The organism is Nocardia sp. NPDC049220 (genome assembly GCF_040647855.1).
Classification (GTDB): domain Bacteria; phylum Actinomycetota; class Actinomycetes; order Mycobacteriales; family Mycobacteriaceae; genus Nocardia.
In genome coordinates, this window is sequence record NZ_JBEZDA010000008.1 from 26622 (window position 1) to 41919 (window position 15298).

The 15298-nt window shown below is 66.2% G+C and carries 17 protein-coding genes and 2 pseudogenes; 9 read left to right on the forward strand and 10 right to left on the reverse strand.

All coding sequences use genetic code 11. From position 1 onward, the window contains the following. Positions 1–141: 141 nt before the first annotated feature. A complete protein-coding gene (gene istA / locus AB0C34_RS18945; RefSeq protein WP_357074203.1) occupies positions 142–1770 on the forward strand; it encodes an IS21 family transposase in 1629 nt (542 codons plus the stop codon). Then, positions 1767–2651 (forward strand): IS21-like element helper ATPase IstB, encoded by an 885-nt coding sequence (gene istB / locus AB0C34_RS18950; protein WP_357074206.1) that lies wholly within the window; start codon positions 1767–1769, stop codon positions 2649–2651. The genes istA and istB overlap by 4 nt, the downstream gene beginning before the upstream one ends. Before the next feature lie 281 nt (positions 2652–2932). Here the strand turns inward: istB and AB0C34_RS18955 are convergent, their stop codons facing one another. Together AB0C34_RS18955 and AB0C34_RS18960 are read right to left on the reverse strand one after the other, a co-directional pair. Then, on the reverse strand, positions 2933–3121 hold the full coding sequence (locus AB0C34_RS18955; RefSeq protein ID WP_357074209.1) for a hypothetical protein: 189 nt from the start codon (positions 3119–3121) through the stop codon (positions 2933–2935). A 618-nt stretch (positions 3122–3739) separates the two neighbouring features. After that, positions 3740–4159 (reverse strand): hypothetical protein, encoded by a 420-nt coding sequence (locus tag AB0C34_RS18960; RefSeq protein WP_357074212.1) that lies wholly within the window; start codon positions 4157–4159, stop codon positions 3740–3742. A 199-nt stretch (positions 4160–4358) separates the two neighbouring features. Between AB0C34_RS18960 and AB0C34_RS18965 the strand changes: the two genes are divergently transcribed. Then, positions 4359–5087: a hypothetical protein gene (locus AB0C34_RS18965; RefSeq protein WP_357074215.1), complete on the forward strand. Its 729-nt coding sequence runs from the start codon at positions 4359–4361 to the stop codon at positions 5085–5087. On the opposite strand, the gene AB0C34_RS18970 is transcribed toward AB0C34_RS18965, so the two are convergent. Then, complete coding sequence (locus tag AB0C34_RS18970; RefSeq protein ID WP_357074217.1) at positions 5076–5300, reverse strand: aldehyde dehydrogenase family protein; 225 nt, start codon at positions 5298–5300, stop codon at positions 5076–5078. The two genes, AB0C34_RS18965 and AB0C34_RS18970, sit on opposite strands and share 12 nt — an antisense overlap. A 10-nt stretch (positions 5301–5310) precedes the next feature. Beyond that, positions 5311–5703 carry a cupin domain-containing protein gene (locus AB0C34_RS18975; protein ID WP_357074220.1) on the reverse strand — a complete coding sequence of 131 codons (393 nt, stop codon included), beginning with the start codon at positions 5701–5703 and terminating at the stop codon, positions 5311–5313. 51 nt (positions 5704–5754) lie between these two features. Between AB0C34_RS18975 and AB0C34_RS18980 the strand changes: the two genes are divergently transcribed. Next, positions 5755–6729, forward strand: a complete 975-nt coding sequence (locus AB0C34_RS18980; protein WP_357074223.1) for a helix-turn-helix domain-containing protein — start codon at positions 5755–5757, stop codon at positions 6727–6729. A 145-nt stretch (positions 6730–6874) separates the two neighbouring features. Here AB0C34_RS18980 and AB0C34_RS18985 read toward each other — a convergent pair whose 3' ends face one another. Both AB0C34_RS18985 and AB0C34_RS18990 read right to left on the reverse strand, forming a co-directional pair. Then, a complete protein-coding gene (locus AB0C34_RS18985; protein WP_357074226.1) occupies positions 6875–7981 on the reverse strand; it encodes an aldehyde dehydrogenase family protein in 1107 nt (368 codons plus the stop codon). Position 7982: 1 nt separating this feature from the next. Beyond that, positions 7983–8352 (reverse strand): annotated as a pseudogene (locus AB0C34_RS18990) (dihydrodipicolinate synthase family protein); the annotation flags it as partial. A gap of 80 nt (positions 8353–8432) precedes the next feature. On the opposite strand from AB0C34_RS18990, the gene AB0C34_RS18995 reads away from it, so the two are divergent. Beyond that, positions 8433–8621, forward strand: coding sequence for a hypothetical protein (locus tag AB0C34_RS18995; RefSeq protein ID WP_357074229.1), 189 nt, complete (start codon positions 8433–8435; stop codon positions 8619–8621). Next, positions 8609–9103: an MFS transporter gene (locus AB0C34_RS19000; RefSeq protein ID WP_357074232.1), complete on the forward strand. Its 495-nt coding sequence runs from the start codon at positions 8609–8611 to the stop codon at positions 9101–9103. The genes AB0C34_RS18995 and AB0C34_RS19000 overlap by 13 nt, the downstream gene beginning before the upstream one ends. 220 nt (positions 9104–9323) lie before the next feature. Here the strand turns inward: AB0C34_RS19000 and AB0C34_RS19005 are convergent, their stop codons facing one another. After that, positions 9324–9518 carry a hypothetical protein gene (locus AB0C34_RS19005; RefSeq protein ID WP_357074234.1) on the reverse strand — a complete coding sequence of 65 codons (195 nt, stop codon included), beginning with the start codon at positions 9516–9518 and terminating at the stop codon, positions 9324–9326. A 275-nt stretch (positions 9519–9793) separates the two neighbouring features. On the opposite strand from AB0C34_RS19005, the gene AB0C34_RS19010 reads away from it, so the two are divergent. Further along, on the forward strand, positions 9794–10447 hold the full coding sequence (locus AB0C34_RS19010) for a hypothetical protein (protein WP_357074237.1): 654 nt from the start codon (positions 9794–9796) through the stop codon (positions 10445–10447). 3 nt (positions 10448–10450) lie between these two features. On the opposite strand, the pseudogene AB0C34_RS19015 reads toward AB0C34_RS19010, so the two are convergent. Continuing rightward, positions 10451–11316: pseudogene (locus AB0C34_RS19015) on the reverse strand (LysR family transcriptional regulator). 70 nt (positions 11317–11386) lie between these two features. Here AB0C34_RS19015 and dapA point away from each other — a divergent pair. Together dapA and AB0C34_RS19025 are read left to right on the forward strand one after the other, a co-directional pair. Further along, positions 11387–12322: a 4-hydroxy-tetrahydrodipicolinate synthase gene (gene dapA, locus AB0C34_RS19020; protein ID WP_357074240.1), complete on the forward strand. Its 936-nt coding sequence runs from the start codon at positions 11387–11389 to the stop codon at positions 12320–12322. Continuing rightward, positions 12319–13857 carry a DHA2 family efflux MFS transporter permease subunit gene (locus AB0C34_RS19025; protein ID WP_357074243.1) on the forward strand — a complete coding sequence of 513 codons (1539 nt, stop codon included), beginning with the start codon at positions 12319–12321 and terminating at the stop codon, positions 13855–13857. Before dapA ends, AB0C34_RS19025 begins: the two co-directional genes overlap by 4 nt. 63 nt (positions 13858–13920) lie before the next feature. Here AB0C34_RS19025 and AB0C34_RS19030 read toward each other — a convergent pair whose 3' ends face one another. Together AB0C34_RS19030 and AB0C34_RS19035 are read right to left on the reverse strand one after the other, a co-directional pair. Then, positions 13921–14706 (reverse strand): alpha/beta fold hydrolase, encoded by a 786-nt coding sequence (locus AB0C34_RS19030; protein WP_357074246.1) that lies wholly within the window; start codon positions 14704–14706, stop codon positions 13921–13923. 22 nt (positions 14707–14728) lie between these two features. Next, positions 14729–15280: a helix-turn-helix domain-containing protein gene (locus tag AB0C34_RS19035; protein WP_357074248.1), complete on the reverse strand. Its 552-nt coding sequence runs from the start codon at positions 15278–15280 to the stop codon at positions 14729–14731. Between the last annotated feature and the right edge of the window lie 18 nt (positions 15281–15298).

Here is a 15298-nt window from a genome sequence, read left to right on the forward strand (position 1 = left end):
CGGACGGTGAACATTGACAGCACTACCTGACGGGAGAACTTGGTATCGGCGAATTTTGACAGCGCCGTGTCGGCCCGTCATAGTGGCCGCTGAGATTCGGTTGCCTCGCAACTTGTTTCGTTCCTGAGGAGATTCCGGCCGGTGCCGTCTGGTCAATCAAAGGTGCAGTTGTACGCCGCGATCCGGCGTGACTCACGGGCCGGGATGTCGGGTCGGCAACTAGAGCGCAAACACAAGGTCGGCTATCGGACGGTGAAGGCCGCGCTAACATCGGCGTTCCCGGAGGAGCGCAAGCGGTATCCGTCGCGGGCGTCGAAGCTGGACCCGTTCAAGTCGGTGATCGACGCGATGTTGCGCGCGGATCTGGACGCGCCGCGCAAGCAGCAGCACACGGTGAAGCGGATCTACGCCCGGTTGATCGACGAGCACGCCATGACGGACGTGTCGTATCAGACGCTGCGGGACTGGGTCGCCGAACGCAAGCCGCAGATCAGGATTGAGGCCGGACGCGGCCCGGCGGAGGTGTTCATCCCGCAGACGCACAGGCCGGGCGAGGAAGCCGAGGTCGACTTCGGCGACGTCACCATTGAGCTGCGCGGCAAACGACTCGTGGTGTGGCTGTTCGCGCTGCGGCTGTCGTTCTCTGGCAAGAGCGTTCACCGCTGCTCCCTGTCCGGAGGCTTGGAGGCGTTCCTGGAGGGCCACGAGCACGCCTTTCAGGTGTTGGGCGGGGTGCCGTTCGGCAAAATCCGCTACGACAACCTCAGTGCTGCGGTGTCGCGGGTCGTGGGTCTGGGCCGGTTGCGGGACGAGACCGAACGCTGGACCGCCTATCACTCCCACGTGGGGTTCGATCCGTTCTACTGCCGCCCGGGCATCGAGGGGGCGCATGAGAAGGGCGGTGTGGAAGGCCAGATCGGCTGGTACCGGCGCAATCACATGGTCCCCGTCCCCTGCGTGGACTCCATCGGCGAACTCAACGCGATGGTCGACGCCTGGGACATCGCCGACGATGCCCGCCGGATCGGCGCCCGTCCGCACACGATCGGCGAGCACTTCGCCGTGGAGAAGCCTCTACTGCGGCCTTTGCCGGAGGAGCCGTTCGAGACCGGCCGTTGGTTCACGCCTCGCGTGGACCGGTATTCGCTGGTGACGGTGCGCACCAACCGATACAGCGTGCCGGTGCGGTTGATCGGCCGCCAGGTCCGCGTCCATCTGCACGCTTCGCACCTGGTCGTCTATGACGGCCGCGCCGAGGCCACCCGCCACGAGCGGCTGCCGGGCAAGAGCGAGTCGCGGTTCACGCTGGACCACTATCTGGAAGGGCTGCTGCGCAAGCCCGGCGCGCTGGCCGGGGCGACCGCGTTGGAACAGGCGTGGGCGGCGGGCACGTTCACCGCCACCCACGACGAATGGTGGGCCGCCGCCCGCAAGGCCCACGGCGATCAGGCAGGCACCCGCGCCCTGGTCGAGGTGCTGCTGCTGCACCGCCACATGCCCCACGACCAGGTGCTCGCCGGGTTGAAAGCCGCCTTGGCCGCCGGGGCGCTCACCGCTGACGCGGTGGCTTTGGAAGCCCGCCGGATCGCCGACGACATCCCGCCGCCGGTCGAGCTGGACGCCCCGGAGCCGAACACGATCCCGTCGCTGACCGCGCGCCGTCTCGCGCAACTGCCGCCCGACGCTAGGCCCCTGCCGTCGGTCGCGGCTTACGACCAGCTTCTCCGAATCCCCAGACCCACAACCAAGGAAGGGACCACCTCGAAATGACCACCCTCACCGGCTCTGCGACGCCGCGCCGCCACGGCATGACCGAGCAGGCCGCCGACGCGGCGGTCGATCAGGCGTGCCGGATGCTGCGGCTGCCAACGATCCGCCAGCAGTTCGGCGAGATCACCGAGTCCGCGACCCGCGAGCAGATGTCGTATCGCGCCTACTTGGCCGAGCTGCTGTTAGCCGAGTGCGACGACCGGGCGCGGCGGCGTTCGGAGCGGCGCATACGCGCCGCCGGGTTCCCGCGTGACAAGTCGCTGCGAGCGTTCGACTTCGACGCCAACCCCAACGTCGACCCGGCCACAATCAACACCCTCGCCTCCTGCGAATGGGTCAAGAAGGGCCAACCGCTGTGCCTGATCGGCGACTCGGGCACCGGTAAGAGCCATCTGCTGATCGCGATGGGCACCGAAGCCGCGATGCACGGCTACCGCGTGAAATACATCCTGGCCACCAAACTGGTCAACGAGCTGGTCGAGGCCGCCGACGAGAAGCAACTGTCGAAGACGATCGCCCGCTACGGCCGGGTCGATCTGCTTTGCCTTGACGAGCTGGGATACATGGCGTTGGATCGGCGCGGCGCGGAGCTGTTGTTCCAGGTTCTAACGGAGCGGGAGGAGAAGAACAGCGTTGCGATCGCGTCGAATGAACCGTTCTCAGGCTGGGGAAAGACATTTACCGAGCCGCGACTGTGCGCCGCGATCGTGGACCGGCTGACGTTCGGCGGGCAGATCATCGAGACCGGCAGCGACTCCTACCGGCTGGCCCGCACCGCCCGAGACCGCGCCGCCGCGCCGGCAGCCGAAGCGACGGTTTCCGACGCTGATGCGCCCGCCGACGAGTCGGCCGACCAGCCAGAGCTTGAGCTCCAAAGCTGAGCCGGCACCGGTCCCGCTGTCGGAATGGGGTTCCGGTAGTCACCGCGCAAAGAACAACGAAGCTGGGATAGCCGCTGGTCAGGGCGTTTCCTGGTTCTGACTGCGGCGCATGGTGTTTGGTGCTTAACGGGGTTGGTCGGCGTGCTGGAGGGTCGGTTCGTGGCGACGAGGGTGCTCGCGGACGAGGAGTTGGAGCGGCTGCGGAGGTCCGGAGATCAGGTGGCGCGGCATCTAGGCCGGCGGCCCGCGCGGGGGCTCAGTGCCGTGCATGCGATCCGAGATCAGGCTTCCGCGAACCGCCCGAACGCTTCCCAGGAACCGTAGACGTCCAGCGTGACCATCCAGTCAAGGGAGGGGATTGTCAGATGGCCTTCCACCTCCATCCAGTCGAAGCGTCTTTCCGCCAGGAGTTCTACATCCGTTTCGCAGCAGAGGCGGGGTGCCGGGTGATAAAGCACAACTCGGCTCACGCCATGACCTCGGAGTTCGCTGATGAGGTCTTCGAATTCCCACGAGGCGGCGACGGGCTCACCTCGCAGGTTGCTGCCGGACAGCCACCTGCGGTCGAGCGCGTCCCATCCGGCCGCATAGACCGCGGCGGGTAGCCGCCACCGGTATGCCGGTACGGGGTGATTCGCGGCCGAAGTCGATCTCAGAGATTCGACGGTATCGCGGTGCGCAGCCTTCAATACTTCAGTCAGCTCGGGTAGCGATTCCGGATGAACCTCGATCTCGATGCTGCGTTCGAGCCACGATGTCGCGGTGGCGAACGCCGTGTCCGCGCACTCCTCGATCCAGCTTCTGGACTCCCCAGCGAGCAGAGCTCTTCGGCACGAAACAGTTCGGCTTCGAACAGCAGCAAGCAGCCGAACCACTGGACTACGGTGATGCGCATGGCCTGGGTGGACATAATCGCACGATGACCGCAGTAACCCACCGGTGCTCCGCTGTTCTGCGGATCGTCGGCCTCGAGCCGTAGGTGACGTAGCCGAACCAGCCAGTCGTGGCGTACCCGATGGTGCAGATCAGCACCTGTCCCCAAGGCCATTGCTACCCGACCGCCTATCTACCCCTGGTGCCCAGCCACATCATCTGGCGGTGACCATCGCAGAAGAGAGTAACCCGACAATCGGCTCCCAACCGGCTGGTGGCAGACGAACTGCACCTGATGGCGCGGCATCCACGGCAACCGCCGGTTCGACATCTGCGCCGACTGCGTGGCCGCCAAACCCGATATCGAGCACGCTTGGACGAAGTGACGTCTCAAAGCCGGATCGCCGCCTGTTCCAGCAATTCCGGCCCGCGCTCCAACTCCCCACCGATACGCCGAACACGATCCGCGCCCTCTCGCCGAACGAATCGAAGCCGACTTCCACGCCGAACTGGCTCGACTCGACACCTGCCCGGCAGCCGCCGACGCTGAGCCCGGCAAACACCCGGAAACCCGCCCGCCGACGGTTCCGAAAGCGGGTTTGTATCAAGGCCGACGACACCGAACTTCCCAGCACTCGTCGACCGTTGTTGCACCCCGTCCGCCCAGCACGCTCAACGCCAGGCGCTGTCGGCATTCACCGATACACGTCGCCGATTCGGCACCCAAGTGCCGTTGATATTCACCGACATCCGCTGTCAAAATTCGCTGGCACAGCCACGGCGATCCTGACCGCGATCAAGTTCCTCACCTGGCTTGAGCGCCGCGACCTCGCGTTGTCACAGCTCACGCAGGCGGTGCTGGAGGTCTACCTGGTCGACCATCCGGGACACGGCGAGATGCTGGCGCCGTTCATCGAATGGACCGGCCGCGTCGGCGTGACATCGCAGCTGGGCATTCCGCGACCTCCGATAGAGCTGCCGGAGGTCACACTGTCCGACGAACAGCGCTGGGACCACGTCGAAACCCTGCTCCACGACACCACGATCGGCCTCAACATCCGCATCGCCGGGCTGTTCACGCTGCTGTTCGCTCAACCCCTGTCCCGCATCTGCCGCATGCGCGCCCACCAGATCACCGCCGGTCCCGGCACGGTGACCGTCACCTTCGACACCGCACCCATCGAACTCCCCGGACCCCTCGACCAACTCGTCCGCGACCACCTCACCCGCCCCGGATGGGCCTCCTACATCAGCAGACCCGACAACTGGCTGTTCCCCGGCGGGGTCCCCGGCAAGCACCTGACCAGGGAAACCATGCGCTCCCAGCTCGTCGCCCGCGGTATCCAACCCAGCGACGCCCGCAAAGCCGCCCTGTTCCAACTCGCCGCGGCCATGCCCGCCCCCGTCCTGGCCGATCTCCTCGGCCTGGCCCCGCAGACCGCAGTCCGATGGGCCGCCCTCGCCGCCCGAGACTGGGCCCAATACACAGCAATCCGGCACGAACACAACCAGATCCCGACCCCGTATTCAACTGGTCTGAATTCCTCCGGCTCACCTCGTTGAGTCACGGCGGGTTTCCCGGGTGAAGTAGGTCGTCCAGCTTCCGCCGGTCTCAGCCCAGACCCGGGTCATGTGCTTGAGGATCACCACCTCGTCGGTGGCGAACGGGGTGATCACCAGCACCGGGCCGAACACCTCGTTCTGCGCAATTTCCCAGGACGGGTCGACAACGCGGGTGAAGATGGTTGGTTCGATGCAGAAGCCGGATGATCGCATCGTGTCCGTGTCAGTCGAGCGCGTGTCCCGTGGTGGTCGTGATGTGTTCGGGCAGTTGTTCATGGTGGTCGCCAGTATTGGGGGTGCCGCTGGGTTCGAACATCAGGATGGATGCGCCGCTGGCGGAGGACGGTTTGTGCTCGACACCGCGGCGGACGACGAAAAGGGAACCTTTGGGCAGAGTCACGGTGCGTTCGCTGTGCTTGTCGCGCAAGGCAATTCGTAGTTCTCCGTCGAGGACGAGGAAGAATTCGTCGGTGTCGTCGTGACGGTGCCAGGTGAACTCGCCGGCCACTTTAGCGATGCGGACGTCGTAGTCGTTGACCCTGGCAGCGATCCGCGGTGCCCACAAGTCATCGAAGGCCGCTAGCGCGGCGTGCAGGTCGACTGGTTCATTGCTCACCGTGCCATCGTCATTGATGCGCCTCGACCAGGGAAGTGCTAGAAATCGCATATGTCGTGTGGATCCTCGCATCGGGTTGTGGTGATCGTCGACGAGGGCTCGAACCCGTTCGAGTTGGGCGTCGCGACCGAGTTGTTCGGACTGCGGCGCCCGGAGTTGGGCCGACCGTGGTATGAGTTCCGGCTGTGTGCCGAGGGTGGTGCGGCGCAGATGCATGGAGGGTTGTTCACGCTGAGCGAGGTGGCTGGGCTCGACGCGGCAGCGACGGCCGACACCGTGATCGTGCCGAATCGCCCGGACCCGGAGGCGGGGTGCTCACCGCTAGTGATTCGGGCCGTCCAGCAGGCCGCGGAGCGAGGCGCGCGGTTGGTGAGCTTCTGCACCGGGGCGTTCACACTGGCCGCGGCCGGGGTTCTCGACGGGCGTCGGGCCACCACCCACTGGCGGTGGGCCGAGCGATTCGCCGCACGCTATCCGAAGGTGCTGTTGGAGCCGGACGTCCTCTATGTCGACGACGGTGACGTGCTGACCGCCGCCGGCAGCGCCGCCGCGCTCGACCTCGGCCTGCACCTCATTCGTCGCGACCACGGCACCGAGATCGCGACCGCGGTCAGCCGCCGCCTGGTCTTCGCCACCCACCGCGACGGAGGACAACGACAGTTCGTCGAACGCCCCATTGCCGGTGTGAAAGACACGTCTCTGGCACCCGTACTCGCCTGGGCCCAAACATATTTGGACCAGCCCATGACCGTCGCCGACCTCGCCGCCCGCACAGCGGTCAGCCCCGCCACCTTGCACCGCCGCTTCCAGGCCGAACTGGGAACCACACCCCTGGCCTGGCTGACAACCGAACGCGTCGCGCTGGCGTGCCGACTGCTCGAACGCGGCGAACAGAACCTCGACCGTGTCGCCCGCGCCAGCGGACTGGGAACCGCGTCCAACCTCAGGGCATGTATGCGCCGCCGAATCGGGCTGACCCCCACCGCATACCGCCGCCGATTCGGACCCATCACGACAGCACAGTGACCAACGTGCGGGTCTCGCCCTGACGCAGAGGTGTCCCGGTCCAAGTCGGTCCGGCATGTCGCAGTCCAGGACACGGAGCTACTGCGAATAGTCCCGGGTCGAATACTCCGTCTCCGCCGACACTTTCGGGACGCGCCACGATTGGTCAGCGCTCGAAGCCACGGTCGCGCCGGTGCCTCTGGCTGTAGTTGTGCCCTGGCGGCGGCATGTGCCGCTCCCATTCGGGCGCGGAGGAATTGGTGGGCTCTGGTGCCGAGTCATCGCGGGCCGCTGTGGTCTCGTTCTCGTCGGTGTATGGGTCGGTCATGCGCGGTTTCGACGGGTCGACTCCCAGGCGTGCGCGTCGGCTGGCGACCTTTTCGGCAGCCTGTTCGGCGGCTTGCTCAACGCTCTTTCGGGTGGTGCGGTCGGCATTTGATGGTGGTGTCAGCGGCCCGGCTGCGCGTTCCAGCGCCGTCTTCCGATCCCGTTTTTCTACGGCCGTCGGGTACAGAAGGTGCCCGAACTCGTCGACGGCCTCAGAGCCGAGATCCCTGGGTGGACATAATCGCACGATGACCGCAGTAACCCACCGGTGCTCCGCTGTTCTGCGGATCGTCGGCCTCGAGCCGTAGGTGACGTAGCCGAACCAGCCAGTCGTGGCGTACCCGATGGTGCAGATCAGCACCTGTCCCCAAGGCCCTTTGACGATCACAGGCGCTCCGGCAGCCAGGGCAGAGGCCGTATCGCCGCCCGCTACGGAGAATGCCAGCGGAAAATTGCTTGCCGCGAATACCGCCACCGGTCCCACCGGCACCTCGCGTTGGCGCAGGTCGGGCTTCGGTAGGGGGGCGCGGTCGGGGTCACCGGTGTCCAGGCGCGCGTGCGTCCAACTACCCTCCCGGACCACGTCGGCGAACATGCGCAACTGTCCTGTCGTGCGGCCGGTTTCGCCCAGAATGCGGGCGGTAGGGATGCCGGTCTCGGCATGGACTCGCTCGGTCAACGTCGATCCGAGCGCCTCGATCTCCTCGGCGATGGAATCGAGGAACGCGGCCCGCTGTTCGGACGTGGTCTGCCGGAAGGTGGTGAATGCTGCCCAGGCGAGTGTCGTGGCACGGTCGATGTCGGCTGCGGACGCCTGGTGGTAGACGGGTTCGAGGGCAACTCCGGACGCTGGATCGGTCGCGCGAAATGCGGGGCCGGCGGCCGCGACGTCGTCGTTGCCGATGAGGTTGACGCCGGTGAGAGTGACTGTCGGTGCGGTGGTCATCTCAGCTCACTTTCTTGACGAGGTCGGCCAGTTCGGCGAGTTCGATATCGTCGAGATCGGTCAGGGGTTCGGATCGGACCGGCGTCGCGGCCGATGACTTTCTTGCCACCCTTGATGATGCTGACCGCGTAGCCCTCTTTGCGATTGCACAGGTTGCAGTACGGGATCACGAACTCGTTGAGCGCGTTGATCACAAAGGCGCTGTCGCCGCGCCGGAGCGCGGAGTAGAAGTCGAGCGCGAATTGCGGAACGAAGGTGACGATCGCCGAAGAATAGGTGGTGACGCCCAAAGCGAGGTACGGCAGGGCGAACATCACCGCGGTGGGGAGTCCGCCGATGTAAGTGAGGCGATCGCCGATGGCGGAATAGACGCATCTACGGCACGAAGCAGCACCCGCGCCTGTCCGAGGACGAAATCGCCTACCTCGAGGAGGGCGGCGCGCTGGTCGACATGGACCAGCCCGGCGCCGCACCTCGGACGGGTGGTGGTGACCAGGTGCGCTACCTGACGTTGCTGCTGTCCAATCGCATGCTTCTCGGCATCTTCTTCGGCCAGTTCTTCATCACCGCCATTACGGGGTTCTTCCTCACCTGGTTTCCGGTGTATCTCGTCCAGGAACGCGCGGCATGTCCATTCTGAAGGCGGGTTTCATCGCGGTGCTTCCGGCGATCTGCGCATTCATCGGTGGCCTCAGTGGTGGCGTGATTTCCGATGTTCTGTTGCGCCCGGGCCTGTCACAGTCCGCCGCCCGCAAGATCCCGATCATCGCCGGGCTGCTGCTGGCCAGCTCGATCATTCTGTGCAATTACGTCGAGGATTCCTGGATGGTTGTCGCGCTGATGTCGCTCTCGTTCTTCGGCGAGGGATTCGGCGCTCTCGGGTGGGCCGTCATGTCCGATGACTCGCCCAAAGAGATCTCCGGACTCGGCGGCGGTGTCTTCAACAGCTTCGGCGCCGTCGCGGCGATCACCATGCCGATCATCATCGGCTATCTCGTCGACTCCACCGGTTCCTACGACTGGGCGCTCGTCTTCGTCGGCGGCTGCGCCCTGGCGGCGGTGATCTCCTACGTGTTCGTCGTCGGGCCGATCGCCTGCACCTGGCGGACATGGAAGCGTTAGCCGGTCTCCCGCGGCCGAAGTACCATCTCGTCGCCGAACCCGAACGTACCCCGGCGCTCGCGTGGCGAGCGTCGGGGTTTCGCATGGTTCCACTTGGCCGCCGACTCGCCCAGGTATCCGGCCAGGCGATCGCGGTCAGTTCGATCTGGGGCGTGCACGGGCGAGTACGAGGGAGGCGGTGCTGGGGTCCGGATCGGTGCTGGGTCCGGATCAGCGAATGCTATTGATCCATTGCCAGTCCTGGTTCGAGCCGATAGTCCCGTTCGAGTTCCTGTAACAGGATCGCGCGGCGATGTCCGCCACCGCGCGGCTCGATCTCCGCGTACGCCACGGGGCTGCGTCGGATCACCTTGACTTGTACCGCCACTTGGTTGTCGTCGAGACGGATGAGCTTCGCACCGCGCGTAATCCTCATGATGTGGAACCTCTCCTGTGTAGGGGTGGTACCCGGCGCTATTACCCGGTCCCCTGTGCGTCAAACGGGCGCTTGAACAGGTAATACGACAGGCGTACACCCGGGCCGCTCCCGTGGCTTCGATTGCTCGTGGTCCGTCAGGTGCCGGCGCGGCCGCGATCGCTGGCAAGCCTGGGCCTGGGTGGGTACGGCTGTCCGAGGCCATGCAGTCACGGTGCGCCACTGCGGGGTGAGCTACTCTGCGAAGTGAAACGTGTTCTCGAAAGCGGACTGTGATGAAATCGATCTTCGCGCTGTGGGGTGCCGGTGATCTCGTGACGGCTGACCTCGCGCGGCGGCTGATCGGGGCCGACGCGGTGCAGGTCAATATCTCCGACGCGGATGTGGCGAACGCGATGCTTCGAATCACGACGTTCGATGCGCCGGTGCAGGCGGTCGTCGGCATCTGGTGGACATGGCAGCAGGCTCCCGCGAGGGCGGCGGAGGTGCTCAACTCGGTCGCCGGGCAGGTGGTGGGCTGGCACGTCGAGGAGGTGACGCCGATCGTCCCGCCGGTTGTCGTCCCGCTGGAACGTTCGCCGGGGCTGGCCAACCTCGCGTTCCTGCGCAAACCGGATGACCTGTCGCACGCCGAGTGGCTGGACCGCTGGCGCACCCACACCCCGATCGCCATCGAGACCCAGGCGACGTTCGGCTATGTGCAGAATCTTGTGACCGGACCGGCCACACCCGACGCGCCCGTGATCGCGGGCATCGTGGAAGAGTTGTTCCCGATCGAAGCGCTCACCGATCCGCACGCCTTCTACGGCAGTGGCGGTGACGATGCGGATCTCGCGCGCCGGATCGGCAAGTTGATGACAAGCGTCGCCACCTTCGGCGGCGACCGAAACCTGGATCTGGTGCCTACCAGTCGATATCGGCTGCGCTGACGGTCAGCGCCCCGCCGCCTGCAACAGTGCGTGCCGTGCGGCTCGCACCGCGGGATGGTTCCCGGTGCCGCGTCGGTAGGCCAGGCGGGTCCGTCGTCGAGTCGGCAGGGGGTTGAGGATGATTCCGGACGGGCATTCGAGCGCGCCGAGTTCCGGGACGAGGGCGACCCCTTGTTCGGCGGCAACGAGCGCGAGCACGGTACCGAAGTCGTCGGCGTGATGGCGGATGCGCGGCGTGAATCCGGCCGCCTCGCACGCCCGTAGGGTCATCGTGTGACACAGTGTGCCGGGAGTGCTTGCAATCCAACGGCTTCGCGATGCGCCGAAAGCGGGGCGGCGAACTGTGCGGCGAGGAAGACGGTTTCCTCCACCAGCGGCTCGGTCTCCAGGCCGGGGTCGGTGGAGATCGGGACGTAGTCGTAGTCCTGCACCAGGGCGACGTCCAGCCGCTCGGCGCGCAGCGCGTCGGGCGCCAGTGCCGGATCCAGTTCGGTCACCCGCAGTTCCAGGTGTGGATATGCGCTGCTCAGCGCGACAAGTGCGGGGGAGAGGATGGTCCGGACGGCCGTGGGGAACGCGCCGATGCGCAGTGTCCCGGTCAACTCGGTCCGAATCGAGGCCAGGTCGGCGGTGGCCTGCTCGAGCACTGCCAGGATGGTCTCCGTGCGCTCGACGAGCGCGAGCGCCGCTGGTGTCAGCGTGACCCGGCGTCCGGTCCGTTCCAGCAACGGCACGCCTGCCTCGCGCTCCAGGGCGGCCAGCTGTTGTGACACCGCCGACGGCGTGTAGACGAGGGCCTGCGCCACCGCCGCGATGGTCTCGTGATGAGCCAGTTCACGTAGTAAGCGCAGTTTGCGTACATCGAGCATAAGGTCACCTTATGTTCCGCGGTATAGATTGAACTCGACCTGAATCTTCGGCCCGGAGAGGCTGGTCGGTATGACGCTCGCAGGCCTGTTCGTTCCGCTGGTCACACCCTTCGCCGTCGGCGGCGCGCTGGCCGCCGAAGCCCTGGAGCGGCTCGCCAACGAGGTCCTCGACGACGGCGCCACCGGAATCGTCGCGCTGGGAACCACCGGGGAACCCGCGACGCTGACCGCCGCGGAGCGTGCGCTGATCCTCGATATCTGCGCGCGCGTCTGCCGGGAGCGTGATGCCCCGCTGATCGTCGGCGCAGGATCGAACTCCACCGCGGGTTCGGTCGAAGCTCTCGCCGGGCTGGATGCCTACAGTACCGCCGCGCTCGCCGTGGTCCCGTACTACACGCGTCCGACCGAGGCCGGGGTGCTCGCGCACTTCCGCCACATGGCGGCGTCCAGCCCGGTGCCGCTGATCGTGTACAACATCCCGTACCGAACCGGTCGAACGCTCGGCCCCGACACCTTGCTCGCGTTGGCCGACCTGCCGAACGTGATCGGCGTCAAACATGCTGTCGGCGCCATCGATGACGACACCATCGCGCTGATGGGCGCGCGCCGCGCCGACTTCGCGGTGCTGGCCGGCGACGACCAGTACATTGCGCCGTTACTCGCTCTCGGTGCGTCCGGTGCGATCGCCGCGTCCGCGGCGGTACACACCGCATCGTTCGCCGCCCTCGTTCGGGCCTGGCACGACGGTCCGATCGACCCGGCGCGGCTGCTCGGTCACCGGCTCGCGGCACTGTCGGCCACCTTGTTCGCCGAACCCAACCCGGTGGTCATCAAGGCGGTTCTCGCGGCGCAGGGGCGTATCCCCAGTCCCGCGGTCCGGTTGCCTCTGCTGCCCGCGAGCGACGCCGCGACCGAGGCTGCCTTGGCCGCATTCGACGACTTCGCGACACGCGGAACCGTAATGCCCTGGTGCGAAGAGCGCAGAAGTGCAACGCTGAAGCGGTGACACAACCTCCGGATACTCACGCGGCTGGACTCGACCCGTCGGCCGACAAGCTGGATGCGGCCGTCTTCAAGGTCGCGGGCGTGGTCGTGCTCGGCGCGATCATGTCGATCCTCGACATCACCGTCGTCAGCGTCGCGATCCCCACCTTCCAGCGGGAGTTCGACACCAGTTACGCGGTCGCGGCGTGGACCATGACCGGTTATACGCTCGCGCTGGCCAGCGTGATCCCGCTGACCGGATGGGCCGCGGACCGCTTCGGCACCAAACGGCTCTACATCATGGCGCTGACCTTCTTCGTGCTCGGCTCGGTGCTGTGCAGCACGGCCTGGAACATCGAGTCGCTGATCGCGTTTCGCGTGATCCAGGGCATCGGCGGCGGCATGTTGATGCCACTGGGCATGACAATCATGACGCATGCGGCGGGCCCGCAGCGGGTCGGCCGGGTGATGGCGGTGCTCGGCGTGCCAATGCTGCTCGGCCCGATCGGCGGTCCGATCCTGGGTGGCTGGTTGATCGAGAACTTCAGCTGGCACTGGATCTTCCTGATCAACCTGCCGATCGGTGTGATCGCGCTGGTACTCGCCGTCATCGTGTTCCCCGGCGACAAGCCGGAGCCGTCGGAGTCGTTCGATTTCCTCGGCATGCTGCTTGCCTCACCCGGTCTTGCGCTGTTCCTGTTCGGTGTCTCCTCCATCCCCGGTGAGGGGACGGTCAAGGCGGCGAGGGTGCTGATTCCCGTGATCATCGGCGTAGTCCTGATGATCTCGTTCGTGTTCCATGCGCTGCGCACCGAGCACCCGCTGATCGATCTGCACCTGTTCCGCAACCGCTCATTGACCTTCTCGGTGCTCACCATGGTGCTGTTCGCGATCGCTTTCTTCGGAGCCGGCCTGCTGCTGCCGACCTATCTGCAGCAGGTGCGCGGTGAATCGGCGCTGCAGGCAGGTCTGCTGATCGCGCCACAGGGTCTCGGTGCGATGCTCACCATGCCGATCGCCGGACGCTTGGTCGACAAGATCGGTCCCGGCAAGATCGTGATCTTCGGTATCGCGCTGATCTCGCTGGGTACGGCCTACTTCGTCCAGCTCGACGCGGACAGCTCGTATGTCACCATGATCGCGGCCCTGTTCGTGATGGGGCTCGGCATGGGCTGCACGATGATGCCGATCATGACCGCGGCGATCCAGACCCTGACCCATCAGCAGGTCGCGCGCGGTTCGACACTGATGAACATCGTCAACCAGACCGCGGGTTCGATCGGTACCGCGACGATGTCGGTCGTGCTGACCAACCTGCTGAACAACGAGCCGCTCGCCCGTCCGGCGATTGCCGCGAACTTCGACCCCGCACTGGCGAGCAAACTCCCACCGGGCGCGGTCGAAACGGGTCTGCAGCGGGCCGCGGAGGCCTTCAGCCACACCTACGTGGTGGCGTTGGTGCTGATCGTCCTCACCGTGATCCCCGCGTTCTTCCTGCCCCGGACCAAGCTGAAGAATCCGGAGGCCGCGGACGCGGCATCGGTGGTGCACGTGTAGTCCAATTCGTCCCGAGATCAGCCGTCTCCACGGTGATCTCGGGACGTCGCGGTCCTCTGCCGGTTACGGACGCGCTCCGTCGAGGAATTCCCGGACGAGCGGACTCGCGACGGTGCGGAATTCGTCGAAGTAGGCATGCCGGGCGCCGGGAATCAGGTGTACGCGGGCCCCGGCGATGCGCTCGGCCAGCAGGTCGGCGTTCGCGGCGGGGTTGAAGCGGTCGTCGCTGCCGTGCAGCACGAGGGTGGGAATATGGATGTCCGGCAGGGCGTCCCACGCGTCGTGTTTGTTGCTGGCGTACAGATGCCTGCGCTTCGCGTAGGCAGGCATCCTGGGGTCGCCGAGCGTATTGTATGGGCCGGATTCGCTCGCCAGCCATGCCGGGGTGTACATCAATTCCAGCAGCACCTGTCTCGCGGCAACCTTGTCCGGTTGGGCCAGTGACCTCCTGATCGCGGGACCGCGCTCGACGCTATTGCGGCCGCCGGGGGAGGTGCAGCCGAGCACCAAGGTGTGCACCCGATCTGGGTGGCGGGCCGCTAGCCATTGCGCTACCCGGCCACCCATCGACGTTCCATAGACGGCAGTCCGCTCGATGCCGAGGTCATCGAGCACCGCGACAACGTCGTCGGCGAATCCCGGTGTGCTGTAGACCTCGTCGGGTTTGTCGCTGTCGCCGGTACCGCGCCAGTCGAGCGTGATCGTGTGGTGGCCGTCCTGGAAGTCCGTGCGGACGCTGTCCCACCAGTGGTGGTTGTTGGCCTGTCCGGCGAGTAGGACCAGCGGCTCGCCTACACCCGCGAACTGATAGGCGAGGCGAACGCCGTCGGTGGCTTCGGCGTATGGCATGGGTGCAAATTCCTTTGCGCGGTCAGGGGGCTCGGAGGCCGTCGAGTACGAGATCCAGGCATCGGCGCCATGCCATGGTGCCGGTGGCGTCTCCGAGCAGCGACAGCGCCCATAGCAGGTTGACGACGTCCTCGTCGCTCGCGTCGGAACGCACCGCCCCCGCTTCTCGCGCGCGGTCGAGAACCGATGACAGTTGAGACATCCCCCGGTGGCACGCCGCCACCAGTTGGGCTGCCGCGGGATGGTCGCCGGTGAACGCGTCGAGCAACCCACGATCGGTGGTCAGTCTGCCGAGTAGGTCCCTGGTGAATCCGGCGAACGCTGCCCACGCGTCCGGCTCGGCCGCCGCCCGCGCCGCCACCTCGTCCAATGCCGCCACCCGCGGTGGGATCAACGCGTCGATCAGCACATCGCGGGTCGGAAAGTGGTTGTACAGCGTCCCGATGCTGACCCCCGAGCGGCGCGCGATCTCCTCCAGCGAGCCGTCGAGGCCCTGCTCGGCGAACACGTCGGCCGCCTCATGCAGCAGCTTCGCGCGATTGCGGGCCGCGTCCCGGCGCAGGGGCTTGGTCATGGAGACAGTCTACAAAAT